At 66.0% G+C, this 19,995-nt stretch carries 15 protein-coding genes; 10 read left to right on the forward strand and 5 right to left on the reverse strand.

Annotated features, from left to right (window positions below):
* Positions 1–19: 19 nt before the first annotated feature.
* Positions 20–1,318, reverse strand: coding sequence for an esterase family protein (locus C5B96_RS09640; protein WP_158507156.1), 1,299 nt, complete (start codon positions 1,316–1,318; stop codon positions 20–22).
* A 132-nt stretch (positions 1,319–1,450) separates the two neighbouring features.
* On the opposite strand from C5B96_RS09640, the gene C5B96_RS09645 reads away from it, so the two are divergent.
* On the forward strand, positions 1,451–1,729 hold the full coding sequence (locus C5B96_RS09645; protein ID WP_104245150.1) for a hypothetical protein: 279 nt from the start codon (positions 1,451–1,453) through the stop codon (positions 1,727–1,729).
* Here the strand turns inward: C5B96_RS09645 and C5B96_RS09650 are convergent.
* On the reverse strand, positions 1,689–2,345 hold the full coding sequence (locus C5B96_RS09650) for a response regulator transcription factor (RefSeq protein WP_146078139.1): 657 nt from the start codon (positions 2,343–2,345) through the stop codon (positions 1,689–1,691). The genes C5B96_RS09645 and C5B96_RS09650 overlap by 41 nt on opposite strands.
* A gap of 136 nt (positions 2,346–2,481) precedes the next feature.
* On the opposite strand from C5B96_RS09650, the gene C5B96_RS09655 reads away from it, so the two are divergent.
* Genes C5B96_RS09655 through C5B96_RS09670 form a run of 4 tightly spaced genes read left to right on the forward strand, consistent with a single transcriptional unit; the run spans position 2,482 to position 6,017 of the window.
* Positions 2,482–4,053, forward strand: a complete 1,572-nt coding sequence (locus tag C5B96_RS09655; RefSeq protein WP_104245152.1) for a polysaccharide biosynthesis tyrosine autokinase — start codon at positions 2,482–2,484, stop codon at positions 4,051–4,053.
* A 13-nt stretch (positions 4,054–4,066) separates the two neighbouring features.
* Complete coding sequence (locus C5B96_RS09660; RefSeq protein ID WP_104245153.1) at positions 4,067–4,780, forward strand: hypothetical protein; 714 nt, start codon at positions 4,067–4,069, stop codon at positions 4,778–4,780.
* Positions 4,777–5,715 carry a nucleotidyltransferase family protein gene (locus tag C5B96_RS09665; RefSeq protein WP_104245154.1) on the forward strand — a complete coding sequence of 313 codons (939 nt, stop codon included), beginning with the start codon at positions 4,777–4,779 and terminating at the stop codon, positions 5,713–5,715. Before C5B96_RS09660 ends, C5B96_RS09665 begins: the two co-directional genes overlap by 4 nt.
* Positions 5,712–6,017, forward strand: a complete 306-nt coding sequence (locus C5B96_RS09670; RefSeq protein ID WP_104245155.1) for a PqqD family peptide modification chaperone — start codon at positions 5,712–5,714, stop codon at positions 6,015–6,017. The genes C5B96_RS09665 and C5B96_RS09670 overlap by 4 nt, the downstream gene beginning before the upstream one ends.
* A gap of 31 nt (positions 6,018–6,048) precedes the next feature.
* Here C5B96_RS09670 and C5B96_RS09675 read toward each other — a convergent pair whose 3' ends face one another.
* The gene (locus tag C5B96_RS09675) at positions 6,049–7,530 is read right to left on the reverse strand and encodes a malate:quinone oxidoreductase (RefSeq protein WP_104245156.1); all 1,482 of its coding nucleotides are present in this window, start codon (positions 7,528–7,530) and stop codon (positions 6,049–6,051) included.
* Between the two features lie 18 nt (positions 7,531–7,548).
* Entirely contained in the window at positions 7,549–8,859 is a 1,311-nt protein-coding gene (locus C5B96_RS09680) for a UDP-glucose/GDP-mannose dehydrogenase family protein (protein ID WP_104245157.1), read from the reverse strand.
* A 191-nt stretch (positions 8,860–9,050) separates the two neighbouring features.
* On the opposite strand from C5B96_RS09680, the gene C5B96_RS09685 reads away from it, so the two are divergent.
* The 5 genes from C5B96_RS09685 (at position 9,051) to C5B96_RS09705 (ending at position 17,837) form a co-directional block, all read left to right on the forward strand.
* Entirely contained in the window at positions 9,051–10,148 is a 1,098-nt protein-coding gene (locus tag C5B96_RS09685) for a glycosyltransferase (protein ID WP_146078140.1), read from the forward strand.
* A 41-nt stretch (positions 10,149–10,189) separates the two neighbouring features.
* Positions 10,190–12,415 carry a glycosyltransferase gene (locus tag C5B96_RS09690; RefSeq protein WP_104245159.1) on the forward strand — a complete coding sequence of 742 codons (2,226 nt, stop codon included), beginning with the start codon at positions 10,190–10,192 and terminating at the stop codon, positions 12,413–12,415.
* Between the two features lie 17 nt (positions 12,416–12,432).
* A complete protein-coding gene (locus tag C5B96_RS09695; RefSeq protein WP_233189110.1) occupies positions 12,433–14,448 on the forward strand; it encodes an acyltransferase family protein in 2,016 nt (671 codons plus the stop codon).
* Between the two features lie 28 nt (positions 14,449–14,476).
* Complete coding sequence (locus C5B96_RS09700) at positions 14,477–15,823, forward strand: hypothetical protein (protein ID WP_104245161.1); 1,347 nt, start codon at positions 14,477–14,479, stop codon at positions 15,821–15,823.
* Positions 15,824–15,965: 142 nt separating this feature from the next.
* Positions 15,966–17,837: a heparin lyase I family protein gene (locus tag C5B96_RS09705; RefSeq protein ID WP_104245162.1), complete on the forward strand. Its 1,872-nt coding sequence runs from the start codon at positions 15,966–15,968 to the stop codon at positions 17,835–17,837.
* A 10-nt stretch (positions 17,838–17,847) separates the two neighbouring features.
* On the opposite strand, the gene C5B96_RS09710 is transcribed toward C5B96_RS09705, so the two are convergent.
* A complete protein-coding gene (locus C5B96_RS09710; protein ID WP_104245163.1) occupies positions 17,848–19,995 on the reverse strand; it encodes an acyltransferase family protein in 2,148 nt (715 codons plus the stop codon).

The raw sequence follows: 19,995 nt of genomic DNA on the forward strand, positions 1-19,995 counted from the left end.
CTAGCGCACACGCCCGGCGCTACGAGGAGGGCTTCGTGAGTCCCCAGCGGGGGTAGAGAACCTCGTACCCGCGGGTCAGGCCACCATCGAGCGCGACGTTGTCGTGGCTGCTGTCGGGGATCTCCGTGTAGGTCGCCGTGATGCCTGCGGCGACCGCGGCGTCGTAGGTGCGCTTCACCCCCGGGAGCGCCTCCGAGTCGTTCGCTCCCACGGCGAAGACCCCCACCGAGTCCGGATATTTCGTCTTCGACATGATGGTCTTCGGCCACACCGCCTCATAGGCGGCCTGGTCGCCGCCGAACACCCGGGAGAGCGTCGAGCGATCGTCGACGCCCTGGTACTCGTCACCCGACAGGTCGACGACGTTGCCGAACACCTCGGGGTACTTCGCGCCGAAGTAGGCCGCGCACATGCCGCCGTTCGAGAAGCCCAGAACGGTCCAGTCCTTCGGGTCGTCAGAGACCGCGAAGTGCGACTTCACCCACGGAACGACGTCTTTCATGATGTAGGTCTCGACGTTGCCCATGGAGGTGTCGAGGCACAGCGGGTCTTTCGAATCGTCGCCGAGCTGGTCGGGGTTCACGACGATCGGGCCGAGCCCGTTGTCGGCCGCCGCCATCTTGTCGAGGATGGCCTTCGGGTCGTCGAGGCCCGGGCTGCCCGGTTGGCCGTTCAGCTGGATGATCACCGGCAGTTTCGGCTTCGATGCCACCAGCCCCGCCGGCGGAACGTAGGCCAGCGCCGTGCGGGCGACGAACCCCGATGCCGAGTTCGGAATGTCGACGGTACCGAGCGAACCGGTGGCCGGCAGGTCGGCGGGAGCCTTCCACGATTCGTACAGCGGGGTGTTCGGGTCGATGCCGGGGTCGGCGGTCGACGGGGCGCCCAGGTCGAGCGGCTTCTCGTTCGTGACCCCGAGGAACGCTGCGACCGTCTTGTCGAGCCCGAACGCCGCGTTCACGCCGAGCGTTCCGGTGAGCACGAAGACGAGGATCGACACCGCGGCGATCACCTTGCGCCACCACCGGGAGAGCCACAGGTTCACCACCGCCACAGCGACAGCCGCGAAGGTCAGGATGATCCAGGTGTCGACGATCGGCGAGAGCCGCGTGCCGAAGAGATTCAGCACATTGACGGTGAGCAGGATCGTGAGGGCGCCGATCAGCGCACCCGAGACGGCACCGATGCTCGCCGTCAGCACCCAGCGCACGGTGGGCCGCCGAATGAGCAGGTAGAGCACCAGGGCGATGCTGATGCCGCTCATCGTGGCGATCAGCGGCGCGTTGACGATGTTCAGGCTCAGGATGGCGTCGCTCACTCTCCACATTATGGCCATGCCGGCTGTGCTGTAGTGCACAGCGCCCGAGCGGACAAGCCCCCCACTCCGGGAGGTGTTCCCGACTCGGGGTCGGGAGTAGCGTGGAAGGGACCCCCTTGGAGGCATACCCGAATGACGTCAGTACTGCAGTTCGGCTCGAACGAGATCGTCGTCAGCGATCCGAACGAGATCACCTACCTGAAGGAGATGATCCAGCGGATCGTCTCCGAGGGCCGCACCGAGTGGGTACCGTTCCTCTGCGAACTCGACGACGGCACCCCGCAGACCTTCGATCTGCTGGTCACACCCGGTGTTCCCATCTCGATCGTCTCCGACGTTCCCCGTGAGCTCTTCTCCGGCGACGCGGGGATCACGTCAGTATCCAGCCGTCTCGGATCAGCCGGCGCCTGAGCTCCATCTTCGTCACCGTCTCCCCGTCGAGCGAATACTTGCGGCGCACGTGGGCGATGTGCGTTCGCACCGTCTCGGCTGAGAGCCCGAACCGGGCAGCCGTCTCGGGCACGGAGGCGCCGGAACCCGACAGATAGGCGCTGACGATCTCCAGTTCCCGGAGCGTCAGGGCGGGCACCTCGGGCGTGCGGCCCTCGTCGAGCAGTTCCACCACGGAATCGGAGAGCGTCACGTCGCCCCGGGAGGCTCCGGCAACGGCGGCAGCGACGCTCTCCGAGGGATCGCTCTGCAGAACGTAGGCGTGGGCGCCCGCGGCCAGCACGCGGCGGATGGCCGGCGCGTAGGTGGTCGCACCGATCACCACGATGCCCGTGCCGTGGGGGGCGAGGGTGGCGACTTTGGCCGCGGTCGGTGTTCCGTTGCTCAGTTCGTTGTCGAGCAGCACGACGTCGGCCACGCTCTGGTCGCGGTTGTTGTAGACGTGCCACGACTTCGTCCAACCGTCGACGGACGCGCCGGGAAGCAGGGTCTTCAGCTTCACGCTGATCGCTTCGGCGAGCATCCTGCTCTCGTGCACGACATGGATGCGGATGCGACGGGGTTTTGCGGGTGCCACGCTACCTCTTCCTCCTGCCGCTGGGCCGGCCCGGGGTAGCAAAAGCATAGGACATCCATTCAGATGACCCGGAAGACCCCCGAAGGCGGCACATGTTACGATCGCGAAAACATCAAGCACGCGAGCAGGGGGCACTGTGGAGCTGTCGGCGTACCTTCGGATTCTCAGGAACCACTGGATCGGCATCATCGTCTTCATTGCGCTCGGGGCGGGCGTCGCGTCGGGCTGGTCGATCGTGCAGCCGCGCGTGTACACGGCCGATGCGAGCGGAATCCTCACCACGGGCGTGAGCACCGACCTCGGCTCCGCGCTCGTGGGTGACAACTACGCGAAGTCGCGGGTGAAGTCGTACCTCAACGTGGCCAAATCCCGGGCGGTCGCCAACTACGCGATCGACAAGCTGGGGCTCACGTCGTCGCCGGAATCGCTCATCTCGAGCATCACTGTCGTCAATCCCGAAGACACCGCCGTGCTGCAGATCTCGGCGCAGGGGTCGACGCCCACCAAGGCACGTGACCTCGCCGAGACCTGGGTCGACGGCATGACCGAGCAGGTCAATGCGCTGGAGAACGCGTCGGCAGGCGCTGCGACGGGAACGGCGGCAGCCGGCCCCTCGATCGTCACCCTGCAGACCTTGGACTCCGCCGTTCTGCCCACCTCGCCCACCTCGCCCAACACCCGGCTCGCCATTCTGATCGGCCTGCTCTTCGGCCTCGGCCTCGGCATCGCCTACGCCGTCGTCAGGCACACCCTCGACCGCCGCATCCGTTCCGTCACCGCTGTGGAGAAGGAGTTCGGGCTGCCCGTCGTCGGAACCGTGCCCTTCGACCGCAACTTCACCGACACGAACCGTCTGGTCGAGCAGAGCTCCACGTCGAACTACGTCGGCCGGCGCACCGACGACGACGCCGTCTCCGAGGCGATGCGCGAGCTCCGCACCAACCTGCAGTTCATGAACGTCGACAACCCGCCCCGCATCATCGTCGTCACGAGTTCTCTCGCCGGTGACGGCAAGTCGACCATCACGGCCAACCTCGCCACCACCATCGCCGCCTCCGGCCAGCGCGTCGTCGTCGTCGACGGCGACCTCCGCCGACCCACCGTGGCCAAGTCGTTCGACCTCCTCCCCGGCGTGGGCCTCACCGACGTGCTGGTCGGCCGGGCCGAGATCGAAGACGTGCTGCAGCCCTGGGGAGACTCCGGGCGGCTCGCCGTGATGGGAGCGGGCGTCATTCCGCCGAACCCCAGCGAACTGCTCGGGTCGATGGCGATGCAGTCACTCCTGAACGAACTCGCCCGCGACGCCATCGTGCTGATCGACGCTCCGCCGCTCATCCCCGTCACCGACGCCGCCATTCTGACCGCCCGCACCGACGGGGCCCTCATCGTGGCCTCTGTGGGCAAGACCTCGATCGACGCCCTCGGCAAGTCGTTGCAGAACATCGCGAAGGTGAACGGGCGGGCTCTCGGGGTGATTCTGAACCGGGTGCCGCGCAAGGGATCGAGCAGCGGCTACTACGGGTACCAGTACAAGGGCGACTACTACTCCTCTGAGGCCAACGCCGAGGGCACCGCCGCCCCGCACGTCGTTCCGGAGTACGCCGACGTGCCCCGGGAGAAGGCGCGCCGCGCGGTACGGGCCGAGCGCGTGGTCACCGAGCCGGAGGTCGCCGAGGCGCCGGTCGCCCCGACGACTCCGCTCCGCTGAGCGCGAGCCGGCCATGAGCGAGACGACAACCCCCGGCAGTCCGGGCACGCGGGGCGCCGACCCCGCGGCGTTCGGCATCGTCATGGTGTGCGAGGGCAACATCTGCCGCTCGCCGCTCGCCGAACAGTTGATGCGTTCCCGCCTCGGCGAGGCGGGCCTGTACGCGGCGGTCACCGTCTCCAGCGGCGGGCTGGGCGCCCTCGTGGGCTCCGCGATGGATGCGACGGCGGCCGAGCAGTCCCGCCGGTACCGCGGGCGCCCCGACGACTTCCGCGCACGCCAGCTGCGGTCGGCGATCGTGAACCCGGCAGACCTCGTTCTGACCATGACCCGTGCCCAGCGCGACGACGTCGTGCAGCGCTACCCGCGCATCCTGCAGCGCACCTTCACCCTGGTCGAGTTCGCGAAGCTGCTGGCCCTCGACGCCGTCGACCTGCCGGAATCGAACAGCGACTTCGCTTCCGTCGCCGCCCAGCTCGCCGCATCGGGCCTTCCGGAGCGAGCGCCGGAGATCGCCGGCATGCTCCGCGATCGCACGCGGAGCTACGCGCGACTGCGGAGCCGCGCCCGCCTGCAGGCCGACGACGACATCGCCGACCCGTACCGCCGGGACCCGCAGGTTCACGAGGCCGTCGCGCAGAAGATCAGCCTGGCCACGGCGCAGATCGTGCACAACTTCGCGGGCTGGGCTGTCGACTCCGAGGGCAGCGATCGCCTGCGAGCATGAGCGCCCCGCACCCGGCATCCGCCCAGCTGCTCAGCACCAGAGACGCTGTCGACCTCGCATCGGCCTGGCTCTGCCATCGGGCGCGCGTGGCCGGAATCCGTGCGCTGCTCGTCAAGGGGCCGGTCGCCGCGCACCTCGGATTGCGCAGGGAGAGGGTCTCGGCCGACGCCGACATCCTCGTCGAGCCGGGCAGGGTCGCGGAGTTCGTCGACGCTCTCGCACCGTTCGGCTGGCACGAGCGCCCGCAGGGTACCGTGCCGCAGCTCGTCGAGGCGCACTCGGTGTCGCTGATCAACGACGACTGGCCGATCGACCTCGATGTGCACGCGTTCTGGCCGGGCTTTCTCGCCGACAGCGGGCAGGTCTTCGACACTCTCTGGAACAGCCGCATCCACTCGACGCTCGCGGGTGCTGAAGTGACGGCCCCGAGCGCCGAGAGCATGGCCCTCATTCTGGCGCTGCACTCCCTGCGCCGCCCCCTCGGCAGGGACAGCTCACGGGTCGACGATCTGGCGGCCCTCTCCGCGGCGACCCGGCGGGTCGTTCCGGTCGCCACGGGAGAGACCCTGCTGCGGCGCGCACGCGAGCTCGGCGCGACCCAGACGGCGGCTCCCTTCCTAAGGATGCTCGGGGTGGCGGTTGCCGCCGATCCGGCTCCGAGCCGCGAACTGCAGCTCTGGCGGCTGAAGGCCGAGACCCGCGGCAATGTCAGCGCCTGGCTGATGGAGGCGCGACGCGCGCGCGGCATCGAACGGGTGCGAGTGGTGCAACGGGCGGTGCTGCCGGGTTCGGCCGAACTGCGTCGGCTGCACCCCGACCTCCCGCCGGGCATCCGGGGCCTCGTTCTCGGCTGGACGGGTCGATGGCGTTCTGGCCTCGGGGAGCTGCCCCGCACGGTGCGCGCCCTTCGGAGCGCGCGGGTGGAACGCCCGTGACCCGGCCGCTCGGGGATCGAACGACGGTGCGACGCCGCGAGAACGTCGCCGAACTCGAGTCTGCAGACGGCGTCGTCGTTCTGGCGATGGATGCGCCCCACTGCACACCGTTCCGGCTCACCGGTGGCGGCATGCTGGTTTGGCGGCACCTGACGGCAGACCGGCGGGAGGCTCGCACGGTCGTCGCCGAGGTCGCCTCAGAGTCCGACTCAGACGCCTCGGAGATCGAGCCTTCCGTACTGCTCTTCCTCGCCGAACTCGTCGACCTCGAACTGGTCGAGGCCCACGAGCGGGCGGACTGAGCGGCTGGACTGAGCGCGCGGACTGAGGCGGTCAGCTGGCGATGTTGAGCACCTTCGCGGTGGCCTGGATCTCCTTCTTGGCCTTCGCCGGGGAGGTGTTCAGCTGCGTACCGAGCGACGGGATCATCTTCTTCAGCTGGGGCACCCAGCCGGCGTACTCCGCCGGGAAGCAGCGCTCGATGAGGTCGAGCATGATCGGAACAGCGGTCGACGCACCCGGTGACGCCCCGAGCAGACCCGCGATGCTGCCGTCTGCCGCGGTGATGACCTCGGTGCCGAACTGCAGCACGCCGCCCTTCTTGGCGTCTTTCTTCATGACCTGCACCCGCTGGCCGGCCGTGATGAGGTACCAGTCCTTCGGGTCTGCGGTGGGCATGAACTCCTTCAGCGCCTCCATCTTCTTGGCGCGGCTGGCGAACACCTCGCCGATGAGGTACTTCATCAGGTCGAGGTTGTCGCGGGCGACAGCCAGCATCGGCCCGATGTTGTGCAAACGGATCGAGCGGGGCAGGTCGAGCCAGGAGCCCGACTTCAGGAACTTCGGACTGAACCCGGCGTAGGGGCCGAAGAGCAGCGAGCCCTCCCCGTCGACGACGCGCTTGTCGAGGTGCGGAACCGACATGGGCGGTGCGCCGACCGAGGCCTTGCCGTAGACCTTGGCCTGGTGCTCCCGCACGACGGCCGGGTTGTCGGTGCGGAGGAACTCACCGCTGATGGGGAAGCCGCCGAACCCCTTGATCTCGGGGATGCCGGCCTTCTGCAGCAGGTTCAGGGCGCCGCCACCGGCGCCGACGAACACGAAGCGGGCGTTCACGATCGACGGCGTACCGCCGACGAGGTGCTTCATCGACACCTTCCAGGTGCCGTCTTTCTGCTTCTTGAGCCCGGTGACCTTGTGCTCGGTGTTCAGCGTCGCGCCGTTCTTCGTGATGAAGTCGAAGAGCTGCTTGGTGAGCGAACCGAAGTCGACGTCGGTGCCGGCCGGCACGCGGGTCGCGGCGATCTTCTCGCCTTTGGTGCGGTCGCGCATCAGCAGCGGCGACCAGCCGTAGATGACCCGGGGGTCGTCACTGTACTCGATACCGGCGAAGAGCGGCTCGTGCAGCAGGGCCTCGTAGCGCTTCCGCAGGTACTCCACATTGTCGTCGCCCTTGACGAAGGTCATGTGCGGCGTCGGGTTGATGAACGTCTCGGGGTCGTCGATGACGCCCTGCTCGATCAGGAACGACCAGAGCTGCCGGCTCACCTGGAACTGCTCGTTGATGGCCACGGCCTTCGACGTCTCGACAGACCCGTCGGCGGCCTGCGGCATGTAGTTCAGCTCGCAGAGCGCTGCGTGCCCGGTGCCCGCGTTGTTCCACGGGTTCGAGCTCTCGAGAGCGACGTGCCCGAGCTTCTCGTAGACGGCGATGGTCCACTCGGGTTGCAGCAGCTTCAGCAGCGCACCCAGAGTGGCGCTCATGATGCCGCCACCGATCAGTACGACGTCAACGGGTTTCGGGGAGTCAGTCACCCTCCCAGCTTATTACGGCTAGGGGCGGCCGAGCCCCTGGTAGGTCCACCCGGCGTCGCGCCAGTCCGAGGGCACCAGGCAGTTGCGACCGTCGATGACGTAGGGGCGCGCCACGAGGCCGGCGACCCGCGCCGGGTCGAGCTCGCGGAACACCTTCCACTCGGTCACGACGACCACCGCGTCGGCTCCGGTCAGGGCCTCGTCGATGTCGGTCGTGAAGTCGAGCTGGGGGTGGGTGCGCTTCGCGTTGGCGATCGCCTCGGGGTCGGTGGCGATGACCTCGGCGCCCAGCCCCTTGAGGCGGGCCGCGACATCCAGTGCCGGGGAATCGCGGATGTCGTCGGAATCGGGCTTGAAGGCCAGGCCGAGCACGGCGACCTTCTTGCCGAAGATCTGGCCGTCGAACGACTCGACGACGAGGTCGACGACCTTCTGGCGGCGACGCAGGTTGATCGAGTCGACCTCTTTGAGGAAGGCGACGGACTCGCCGCGGCCCAGCTCCTCTGCGCGGGCGGTGAAGGCACGGATGTCCTTCGGCAGGCAGCCGCCGCCGAAGCCGACGCCGGCGTTCAGGAACCGGCGGCCGATGCGGGCGTCGAAACCGATGGCATCCGCCAGCTGCGTGACATCTGCGCCGGTGGTCTCGGCGATCTCGGCCATGGCGTTGATGAACGAGATCTTGGTGGCGAGGAACGCGTTCGCCGAGACCTTCACCAGCTCGGCGGTCGCGTAGTCGGTGACCACGAGAGGGGTGTCGCGCGAGAGGGCGACCTCGTAGACCTCGTCGAGCGCGCTCTTGGCGACCTCGAATGCGTCGCCGCCCGGCAGCCCGTAGACCAGGCGGTCGGGGCTGATGGTGTCTTCGACGGCGAAGCCCTCACGCAGGAACTCCGGGTTCCAGGCCAGGTGCGCACCGGAGCCGGCCGCCACCTTCTCGGCGAGGCGGGCGGCGGTGCCGACCGGCACGGTCGACTTGCCCGCGACGAGGTCGCCGTCAGAGAGGTAGGGGATGAGCGAATCGATCGCTGCGTCGACGTAGGTCAGGTCGGCGGCGTTCTCGCCCTTGCGCTGCGGGGTGCCGACCGCGACGAAATGCACCTTCGCGCCGACGACATCGGCCATGTCGGTCGAGAACGACAGACGCCCGGAGGCGATGCCGCTCGCGAGAATCTCGGGAAGACCGGGCTCGAAGAAGGGAGCTTCACCGGCGGCCAGTGTGGCCACCTTGTTCGGGTCGACATCGATGCCGACGACCTCGTGCCCCAACTCGGCCATCGCAGCCGCGTGGACTGCCCCGAGGTAGCCACAGCCGATTACCGATAATTTCATTCGTCTCCTTCAAGCGAGCCCGCCAGCAGAATCACCTCCCACTGGGCGAATCATTTCTACCAGTAATGTGTTTCGATTTTATGAACCGGGACCTGCACCCCCGTTCGGGGGTCTTGCGTGATAAATCCGAAACGTTGATAGGTCACAATGGGTCGTGAGACGCATATGTCTTACTGGATGGGGTGTAAAACGTGGCAGGTGTGATTGTGCACGAGTGGCTGGAGCCGCTCGGCGGAGCAGAGAAGGTCATGGAGGAAATCGCCGCTCTGTACCCCGACTCCCCGATCCGATGCCTCTGGAACGATGCGCCGCAGCGCTTCGAGTCCAGTCGGGTGACCGAGACCTGGCTGGCACGCACGCCGCTTCGCCGCCACAAGGCTCTCGCCCTGCCGATCATGCCCGAAGTCTGGCGCCATCTGGGTTCGAGCGACGCGGAGTGGATCCTGTCGAGTTCGCATCTCTTCGCACACCACGCACGCTTCTCGGGGCCGGCGCGGAATGCACCGAAGTACGTCTACGCCTACACTCCGGCCCGCTACATCTGGGAACCCGATGCCGATGTACGCGGCAACTCCTTCGGTGCGCGCGCAGTGTCGCGCCCTCTCCGCGCACTCGACAGACGGAGGGCTCAGGAGCCGAAGTCGATCGCGGCGATCAGCGAATTCGTGCGCGAGCGCATCAAGCGGGACTGGGGCCGCGACAGTATCGTCATCTATCCGCCGGTCGACATCGCCGCCTTCGCCGACGACGCACCGGGCGAACTGACGGAGGGTGAGCAGCAGATTCTCGACAGCCTGCCCGACACCTTCGTCATGGGTGCGTCGCGGTTCATCCCGTACAAGCGGCTCGATCTCGTGATCCAGCTGGGCGTCGCCGCCGACGTGCATGTGGTGCTCGCGGGAAACGGGCCCTCGATGGGCGAGCTCCGCGCCCTGGCCGATCAGCACCCGGGGCAGGTCACCTTCGTCGATCGTCCCTCGCTCGCGCTGCTCCGCGAGCTCTACCGGCGTGCGCTCGTGTACGTCTTCCCACCCATCGAAGACTTCGGCATCATGCCGGTCGAGGCGATGGCAACGGGAACTCCCGTGATCGCCCGCAGCTTCGGCGGCGCAGCCGAGACTGTCGTCGACGGCGTGACGGGAGCCCTCTTGCCGAACTTCACGGAGACAGAGATGCGTGAAGCCGTTGACCGGGTGGCCTCGATCGACCCCGCCGCCTGCAAGGCACAGGCCGACCAGTTCACCAGAGCCGCTTTCCACAAAGGAATGACCGACTGGGTGGGCTCGTGAGTCGACAGCTCCGCATTCTGCACGTCGATCACACTTCTTCGGTGGGCGGCGCCGAGTTCGCCCTGTTCCGGATGCTCCAGCCGAGCCCCCCGTGGGAAGCAACGTTGTTCGTGCCGACCGGGGCAGGGCTTGGTCTGTATGCTCCGCTGGCGACCTCTCCGTCTGTGTGCGTGCGGAAGGTCGGCCCACCCCAGCTCAGCGGAGCGAGCACCGGCTCGGGAATCCGGTCGACACTGACCTTCGCTCTGAGAGCACTTGGTCAGTCCCTCGCCATTCGGCTGAGTCCCGAATTCCGGGCGGCCGACGTCGTGCACACCAACACCTCGCGGGCGGCCGTCTACTCCGCCGTCGCCTCGCTGCTCTCCCGCAAGAAGCTCGTAGTTCACCTCCGCGACCTCGTGAACGCCGAGAGCCTCGGCGGCATCGGGTTCCGCCTCTTCACCCGCGTCGCACTGCGGCGGGCAGACGGGGTCATCGCCAACTCGCGGGCGACGCTGGAGTCGGCGCTGCCGTACCTCCGGGCATCCGTCGACCGCGCCGTGATCGCGAGCGCAGCCGGCATCTCGGTGTCGACTGCACCGACCGAGGCAGAGCCCGAACTCCGCCGTATCGGCATGGTCGCCCGGCTCGACCCGTGGAAGGGGCAGGATCTGCTGGTCCGCGCCTTCGCCGACGCCTTTCCCACCGGCGACGTGCGGCTCGAGCTGGCCGGCAGCGCCGCCTTCGGCAACGAGTTCTACGAAGAAGAACTGCGGGCCCTGGTCGTCGAACTCGGCATCGCCGACCGGGTCGACTTTCTCGGCCACGTCGACGACGTCGCCGGCCTCATCGCCTCGTGGCAGGTCTGCCTGCACACCGCGATGCGCCCCGAACCCCTCGGCCAGAACGTTCTGCAGTACCTGGCCAGCGGCCGCGCCACCATCGCCGTGAACGCCGGAGGGCCCGCCGAGTGGATCACCCCGGGCGAGAACGGCCTGCTCTTCGAGATGGGCAGCAGGGAGGGGCTCGCGGATGCCCTCCGCACCGTCGCGGGCGACGCCGACCTGCGCGCCCGCCTCGGCGACGCCGCGCGCCAGACCCCCGGCCTGCTCTCCGACGCCGGGATCACGACGGAGCACGCGCAGTTCTTCGCCCGCGTGGCCGGAGCGCGCTCGCACCCCGCCGCCTCCACCGCCCGCCCCGACGCCTCAGGGCCCCGCATCTGCTTCGTCGCCGCCCCGCTCACCGCCCGCAGCGGCGTCTACCGTTCCTCCCGGGAGATCGTCGCCGAGGGCCGCCGGCAGGGCCACGACTGGTCGCTGCTGCTCGGCGTCGCCGCCTCCGCCTCGGGCTCGGCCCCGGCATCCGACGCCGACGAACCGTGGATCTCGGAGATCGAGGTGAACCCGGCCGGCCTCAAGGGCCCGCTGGAGCTCCGTGCCCTGTTCGCGACGCACCCCCTGGTGGCCGACAGCGACCTCGTGGTGAGCCTCATCCCGCAGAGCGACATGGCGATGGCGCAGACCTCGAAGCCGTGGGTGGCCTACATCCGTGGTCTGCCGTGGCCGGCCGCCGGCGAGTCGGGCACCGGCAAGACGCTCGTCTGGAAGACCCTCGAACGCACCGCCCTCCGACGGGCGGCCGCCGTCTGGGTCACCACCGACGTGCTGGCCGCCGATGTCGGGCTCGGTTCCCGCGCGCAGCTCGTGCCCGCGGGCATCCAGCCCCTCCCCCGGCTCTGGGATGGCCGCGGCGAGCGCCGCACGGCCGTCTGGGCGGCCCGTTACGACCAGGACAAGAACCCGTCGCTGTTCCTGGCCGCCCTGGCCGGCACCGACCTGCAGGGCGTCATGTACGGCAGCGGCCGCCTGCGCGACCAGCTGGCCGCTGAGGCCCCCGCCAACGTCTCCGTCGACGGCTGGACCACGCCCGACGCCCTCTGGGAGGGCGCCCTCGCCTACGTCGGCACCTCCCACCGGGAGGCCTTCGGCCGCAGCGCCGTCGAGGCCGCGATGAGCGGCATCCCGCTCGTGCTCGCCGACACCTTCGGCGCGGCTCCCCTGCTCATCACCGACCCCGACCTGCGCCGGCGCTTCATGCTGCCGACCTCAGACACCGCCGCCTGGACCCGGGCGCTCGTCGACCTCGCCGCCGACGAAGCGCTGCGGATGCGCCTCAGCGACCACGTCTACGGCAACGCCCAGCGCCTCACGATGGCCGCCTCCGTGGCTGCGATCGCGGGTGCTGCCGCCCGCGCCGTGCGCGGGCCCTCGGGGACGCAGCGGTGAGCTCGGCCACGACGCCGGTGGTCAAGCGAGGGTTCCGGAGCGATATCCAGGGTCTCCGCGCTGTCGCGGTCACGCTGGTCGTGCTCTATCACGCGCAGGTCTCAGTGGTCTCCGGAGGGTACATCGGGGTCGACGTGTTCTTCGTCGTGTCCGGTTTCCTCATCACCAGCCACCTCGTCGCGCCGCTTTTCCGCGGGGAGCGCATCCGGTTCGGGGAGTTCTATGCACGGCGCGCCCGCCGCATCCTCCCGGCGTCGCTCGTCGTACTCGTTCTGACAGCCGTCGCCGGAGCGATCTTCCTCCCGCCGCTCGACGTTCGCGGCATGTTCAACGACGCCATCGCGACGGCACTGTACGCGCCGAACATCCTGTTCGCCGTGCAGGGCACGAACTACCTCTCCGAGAGCACGCCGTCGCTCTTCCAGCACTACTGGTCGCTCGGAGTGGAGGAGCAGTTCTACCTCGTCTGGCCGGCTCTGATCGCACTGGCCTTCTTTATCGTTCGAAAGTCGCGACGGAGCCTGTTCATCGTTCTGGTCGCGATCGTGGTGCTCTCCTTCGCCGCCTGCCTCGTGCTGACCGTACGCTCGCAGCCGCTCGCCTTCTTCCTGCTGCCGACCAGGGCCTGGGAGCTCGGCGTCGGAGGTATCATCGGCTTCGCGTCGGTGAGCGGCCGCCTCACTCTGAAACCGGTCGTGGGCGCCGTGCTCTCCTGGGCCGGGCTCGCCATCATCGTCAGCGCGGCCTTCGTCTTCGACTCGGACACCCTCTACCCGGGCTTCAATGCGGCGGTCCCCGTTCTGGGCGCGGCGCTGCTGCTGATCGGCGGAGAGTCGCGAACCCCCTCCGGCGCCGTGTGGCTGCTGAAGGTCCGCCCATTCCAGTGGCTCGGCCTGATCTCGTACTCCCTCTACCTCGTCCACTGGCCGCTGCTCGTGCTGCCCCAGGAGGCCGTCGGAGTCGGAATTGAGCTACCGGTCTGGATATTCTGGCTTCTCGGAACTCTCTCTGTGCCTCTGGCTTGGCTGCTCTACAGGTTCGTGGAAGACCCAGTGCGCAAGCTGCCAGCACTGACACGACGCCCGGCCAGAGCGACACTCATCGTGACGGTGATTGCCTCGCTCGTCATCGTCGGGGGTTCATTCGCTGGGCAACGGGCAACCAACCTCATTCCGCTGTACACCGACACAGCAGTTGCCGTTGCCGCTCCCTCCGCGCCACCCGTGGCGACGACCTTTGTGCCACGGAACCTCGCCCCGGGACTTCGCCAGGCGGCGGGTGACAACCCCATCATCTACAGCGACGGCTGTCATCTCGACGAGACGCAGACCGAGGTGCAGAACTGTGTGTTCGGCGACACGCAATCGTCGAGAACGATCGCCCTCTTCGGCGACTCCCACGCCGCCCAATGGTTTCCCGCGCTCGACAGCTGGGCAACCGAGAATGACTTTCGCCTCATGACGTACACCAAGTCATCCTGCCCGTCAGTGGACATCCGGCTTGTGAATCAGGGCAATGAATATATCGCCTGCCAAAAGTGGCGCGAGAGCGTCGTCGCTGAGCTGAAGGCGAATCCTCCCGCCCTCGTCGTGCTTTCCAATTACGCCCGCGCAACCGTCGCAGATCGCTCTCGCTCCTTCGCCGACCAATGGACAGCGGGTCTGGCATCAGTGGCGGGCGAACTCGCCGGTTCCAGTGCGGTGACGATGGTGGCGGACACTCCTTCCTTCCCCGACACACCGGCTGTCTGCCTCTCCACCCATCTTTCGGACGCGGACGGGTGTGATGCCGAGCCGGCCGTGGTCTTGAATTCCACGCTCGCCGACGAGGAGAAGGCGGCTCTCGTAGACGTCGGCGCCACGGTCGTCGATATGACGCCGTATCTCTGCAGCACGACCGTCTGCCCAGTCATCGATGGAAATCTCCTGATGTATCGTGACAATCATCACTTGACCGCCACGTTTTCCGCGGCGCTCGCAGACGCGCTGGGTGCCCGCATTCTGCTCGCGTCTCCAGCTCTGTTGATGAACTGATCGACCGAAAGCCAAAGGGAGGGCGTTCATGCTCATCGTCATCATCGCCGTTGGGTTCATAGCCTTTATTGCTGTTCTCCTGACGAAAAGATCGACGGCGCTGGTGGTTGCTGTCACGGCAGGAGCGATCTCGGCCGTGTTGGTTCCGTCATTCGGTCCCGCTCCAGATCTCAAAGCGGCAGCTCTCGTCGTGACGATCGTGCCACTGACACTAGCGATTCTCCGGAACGGGTCAGCACTTCTGCGCCAGAGGCTCCAGCTTCCCCTGATCTTGTACTTCATCTACTCCTCCATCATGGCCACCGTGAACGCCTCTGGGCCTGCGACAGTACTCGCGCTCGCCACTGGGCTTTCGCTTCTCCTTCTCGTGCTCTGCAACAACCTCATCACCGATCAGAAGATCGCTATGCTGGCCAGGTTGATGGTGGTCGTAGTTGTGTTCCAGTTCTTCCTGGGCTTCAACGAGGCGGTCCTGGGCAATCCCGCGTTGTGGCCTAGGCCCGACGGCAGTGACCGGATTCTCTCGCGCGTCAACCATTTCGCCGAGTTCCTTCCCGGCCGCGTTCTCGGCTCGACGGCAGGCCCCATTCCTTACGGCACTCTCGCAGCGATCGGCCTGATGGCATCTCTGTGGATAGCGGTCGAACAGCGAAAGCGGGTCTACTGGTTTGCCGTGGTTGCTGCAGCCGGAGCCCTCCTCTTTTCGGGGACCCGCAGCGCTCTGTTGGCGGTCATTCTCGCTATCATTGCCTGGATTCTGGTGCGTTCTCGGGTCTCCCGCCCACTCATCGTCTTGTTCGGCGTTCTTGGCGCATTCATCTTTGCGGCTTCGGTGAATGTCGTGGCGCTCTTCGGCTTCTCTGACTTCGCTGACAGCACGAGCTACGTGCACCGCTCGGGAGTGATCGGTTCTGTGGGCTCCCTCCTGACACAACAACCCATGTTCAATGTTCTTTTCGGGAACGGCGCGCTGGCAAACACGCTGTTGACGAACGGCGTCATCGGTTCCGCCGACAGTGTGCCGGTATATGACAACCAGTTCGTACGAGAGATCGCGGTTTCGGGAATTTTGGGGTTCGGTCTTCTCGTGATCGCCATCGTCGTCGGCTTGAAGCGGGGGGACATGCTCTCTCGTCTCTGCCTCGGCATCCTCGTGTTGATGTTCTTCTCCTTCGACGCGTTGACGTGGAGAGCCGTTGCGATCGTCTTCGCCATGGTTTGCTCGGGTCCCGTCGGGGGTACCAGACTCACGAAGTCCAGCCTCGCAGAGCCAGAACAGGTTGAGTTACCGGGCTCCTCTCCACCCCCCACGCGAGGATCAGGGAGAGGAACCGAGTCGGTTTCTACGCGAGCATCGGCTCGCCCCCGGCACTGACACCGCCACAGAGCGCCCGATTGGGGGACCCTCAATGGCGGACTCTTGAATTTGGTGGACGGTATTGATACCGTGCCCCTAAATTGGGGGGTACTGCAGCTCTTCCGCAGTCACGCCCTCAAGAGGGTCAAATGATTCGGAGATGCTCGTGAATACCAGAAAAGCGTTCAAGCAGCAGGTCAGCCGGCGGGGGTTTCTCCTTTCGGGGGCCACACTCGGTCTCGGTGCTTCCTTGAGTCTTAATTCCGTCTTCGCCGGAGCGGAGAGCGCAGTAGCCGCAACGACGGTCAACTCAGCGGTGATCAAGGCTAGCGCTGTCTATGTGAATTTTCAGACCAGGGTAGCCTCGAGCTACGGTGTCTCGAAGACCATCGGTACGCTTGTATCGGGCGATGGTCTCATGTCGCCCGGCGGCACCAACATGATGGGGCCGTTTCTCCCCTTCCACGCCGGCGACCCTGCCACGAATACCGTCCCCATCGGGCTGGAATGGCACGGTTCATCAGTGCCCAAGACCCTCGTTTCGTATACCGGCGATTCCATCAGGTACACCGGCAAGACCACGGCTTCCACGCAGTATCTCGGCGGGGTCAGAACGCAGACAGGAGTCGTGGCCCCTGGGCAGAGCGTGCTTCTGTCCTTCAACGCGGATTTTGTCTCCCTTACGGGCGACCCGAATGCCAGCATCCTCGTGCAGCTTCTTCGAAGCGACGGCACGACCCTGTACCAGCGTGCCTACAATGCCCAGGAGGAGGCGGGCATGCGGTGTATTGTGCGGCTCGTGGCCCCGCCCGGTGGAACAGAGAAGTACCGCATCGTCTTCATGGCGCTTGCGGGCAGTGCGGCCGCGAACCAGTCGGCCACCATCGACATCTCAAACATCTCGGTCATTGCTGAACCAGCGGTTCCACGCATCGGCATTCGGTACGCAGCACCGAAGTATTCGCGTACGACCGTGCCCGTGAAGAACCTGTTGGTGAAGCCTGCGGTGGCCGCAGGCGAGTATTACCTCCTTGTTCGAACCGACGAGTTCGGCTGGGCGTCCGAAAGCGTCATGGTCTCGTCTACGGCCACTCAGATCGACGTCAAAACGGTCCTGGGTGCGACGGCAGACGTAACGGTACGCGAGTTGCTGTTCATCGCGCGATCGCGCTGGACGTCGGGATGGATGAGCAGCTTGTCGCCCACGGCATGGACGCCGCTGCTCTTCATGAACATCAACAACACGGCCGGTCAGTCACGCGTCGAGTCTCCCAACCGCATCGGGCGGGCAACCGGACTCGTCACGACGTCGTCGGGTCCCGCTCCGGAGGATGACAACGCCTACCCGCTCGCCACGCTTGACGCTCCCCCTATCGAATCTGCCGCATTCGATTCAAACCGTCTCTCGTACCTATCCTTCACAACGGACAAGGGTGTGTATATCGGCGAGTTACCTTCTGAGCCTGTGCCGTCTCGGTCGGAGATCGGCTTCCGCAAATCAGTCGGCTTCGGACAGCACGTTTGGACGGCGTTCTCAGTACGTGCGATGACGACTCTCTCAGACAGTTCGGCTGCGAGGAAGGCGCTTCTGATGCAATTCCGGTACGTGAGAAACAAGACAGGAGACTCTAGTCAGCTTGGGCCCGACCTCGCTTTCGAGCAGCTGACGAACAATCGCTTCGTGCTTCACTATCGGACCGATAACGGCGTGCCGGTGCTGGCCGGAAAGAGCACGCCGGCCGGAATCACCACCGTCGAACTGGGGCCGTGGCCATATGTTCCCGGCGAGTGGCACAGAGTGGTTCTTCACACCGTATTCTCCGACACGGGGGGTGGATACCTCGGTTTCTGGCTTGATGGTACGCAGATCATCGACAAACCTGTCGCGATGGGCTATCGCAGGAATATCGCCCCCAAGCTGCGCATCGGCTCCTACAAGTTCTCTGACTTCCCCAGTCAGGTCGAATTCCAGAACATCGAGACGGGTACGCGCGACCTCACCTCCCGCATCACCCGCCCGCTTCCCGTCTGACCGCCGACCCCTACGGGGCTGCCGCCGGCGATGGTGTGGAATTTGACAGCGCATCTGTCGGCAGGGTCGCCAAGGACTGGGCGAAGAACTTGTCGAGAGTCGCAGAGAAGGTCGCTGTGAGATGGTTACCGTCCCTCCACATCAGAAGTCCGTCCATCACTGCAGGACAAAGATCGCCCGGGCAGATCGCGGGCGTGAGATCCAGAAGTGTCGAGCCCGGCGCAAGAGCGACTGCCCTCACTTCGGCACCGTTCTCGCGGAGCGTGTCCTTCTTTGAAAACATGCAGGATGAAAGAGTCGTCGTGTTCTTCGCGACACAATCAGGGATGAGAGTGTCGGGGCGCGGGGAATCGCGAATGGAGATGACGGGAATACCCGCATCCAGAAGCGGCTTCCAGGCGGTGGCAAAACCGGCAGCCAGGCGGTCGCGCGCCTCTTCATTGTCCGATGTGCCGAAACCCGCCACGATGTAACGAGCTGTACCGACATAGACCGCATCCGGGTGATCTGCAAGAAGCTGGGCAGTGACCTTTGCCCCCCACTCAGTACACGAGTCGTAGGGGCCCTTGTCCAACACAACCGTGGCGGTCGAGAACGGGCAGGACGCCTTGGTGTAGGTCGTGAGTGTTCCGGAAGCCTGCGCAACAGCCTTCGCCAGACCCGGGGAGAACGCAGCGGCGTGAGAATCTCCCACCAGCGCGATGTTCGGCCCTGCGTCGCCGCCTTTCACGGCGCAGCCTCTGACTGTCGTCGACTCACTGTCCTGAAGGCAGGCGTTGCGCGGCAAGTCCGTCGACGCGGCCACAGGGGTGGGATCGATGCTCGAGAAAGAATTCACGGCGAGGTCCATAGACGGATTATCGAAAAGCAACTCCGCACCACGCTCAACCGCGGGCGGCGCGTCCGTCGCGACTGGTTTCACAACGGTGGCAGCAGAGTTCTCCTCTAGAGGAGGAACGAAAGGCACCGCGATAATAATGAGGAGCGCTGCGACAATCGAAGCAAGTGAGGTCATCAAACCGAGTTTCAGGGGGGCGCCGTCCGATGCGTAGCTCGACTTGGACCAGTTGAGGAAGGGCGTCTCCACGAAGCGATAGCTCAGCCACGCCGGAATCACGGAGAAGGCACCGACAGCGAGGGCGAGAGGGAGGCTCAGCGTGCCGAACACGGCTGCTGCCAGCACCAGCATCGGCCAATGCCACAGGTACAACGAGTAGGAAATGGTTCCGATCCAGACCATCGGGCGCAAGCTGAGGACGACGGCCGGGCCGCGGTTGCCCGCGATCGGTCCGGCCCAGATGATCGCCGCAGTACCGAGAGTCGGTGCGAGCGCCGCATACCCCGGGAACGGCGTCGCCGTTGTGTAGAGCAGAGCCGATCCGAGGACGGCAACAACCCCGAGCCAGCCGACGATCGCTGCAAAGATTCTGGGTGCGACAGAGAGATGCCCGTGAAAGATCGCTAGACCGGCGCCGATGGCCAATTCCCAGACGCGTGTCGTTGTGACGAAGTAGGCCGGCCCCGGATCAGTAGAAGTGAGGTAGATCGACCACCCGAGAGACGGCACCGCGACAACAACGAAGGCGATGGCCAACAATTTTGCGCGAGATGCCGCCCGCCGTTTGGCGAGGAACAACACAATGATGAGCAAGAGAGGCCAGAACAGGTAGAACTGTTCCTCGACGGACAACGTCCAATAGTGCTGCAGCGGGCTGGGTGCCTGATCCCGGGCAAGGTAGTCGACGGAACTCCCTGCCAGCACCCAGTTCATGACGTAGAAGGAGCTCGCGACAGCGTCGCGACCCACTGCCACCCACCGAGTCATGGGGAGAACGAGAAGAGTGAGTCCCAGGACGGAGACAAGGGCCACCGTTGCGGCGGGCAGAATGCGAGCCGCTCGCCGGGTGTAGAACTCCTTGAGCGAGATTCGCCCCTTGCGTTCGTGCTCCTTAAGCAAGCTGCCGGTGATCAAGAACCCCGAAATGACGAAAAATACGTCGACGCCTACGAAGCCGCCGACGAGCGGCTGGAAACCGACGTGGTAGAACAAAACGAGGAGTACCGCAACCGCGCGGATTCCCTGGATGTCAAACCGCTTCGGAACCTCGGTCCTCAGCCGGCTTCCCGACCGTTCCGAACGAGGTTGTGCGCTTGCCAT

The sequence above is a fragment of the Subtercola sp. Z020 genome, from assembly GCF_002931235.1.
GTDB lineage: Bacteria > Actinomycetota > Actinomycetes > Actinomycetales > Microbacteriaceae > Subtercola.

Coding starts and splice junctions, on each gene's coding strand:
- C5B96_RS09710 (WP_104245163.1), bottom strand. CDS start 19,995: ATGGCAAGCGCACAACCTCGTTCGGAACGGTCGGGAAGCCGGCTGAGG.
- C5B96_RS09700 (WP_104245161.1), top strand. CDS start 14,477: ATGCTCATCGTCATCATCGCCGTTGGGTTCATAGCCTTTATTGCTGTT.
- C5B96_RS09680 (WP_104245157.1), bottom strand. CDS start 8,859: ATGAAATTATCGGTAATCGGCTGTGGCTACCTCGGGGCAGTCCACGCG.
- C5B96_RS09665 (WP_104245154.1), top strand. CDS start 4,777: ATGAGCGCCCCGCACCCGGCATCCGCCCAGCTGCTCAGCACCAGAGAC.
- C5B96_RS09660 (WP_104245153.1), top strand. CDS start 4,067: ATGAGCGAGACGACAACCCCCGGCAGTCCGGGCACGCGGGGCGCCGAC.
- C5B96_RS09705 (WP_104245162.1), top strand. CDS start 15,966: ATGCTCGTGAATACCAGAAAAGCGTTCAAGCAGCAGGTCAGCCGGCGG.
- C5B96_RS09645 (WP_104245150.1), top strand. CDS start 1,451: ATGACGTCAGTACTGCAGTTCGGCTCGAACGAGATCGTCGTCAGCGAT.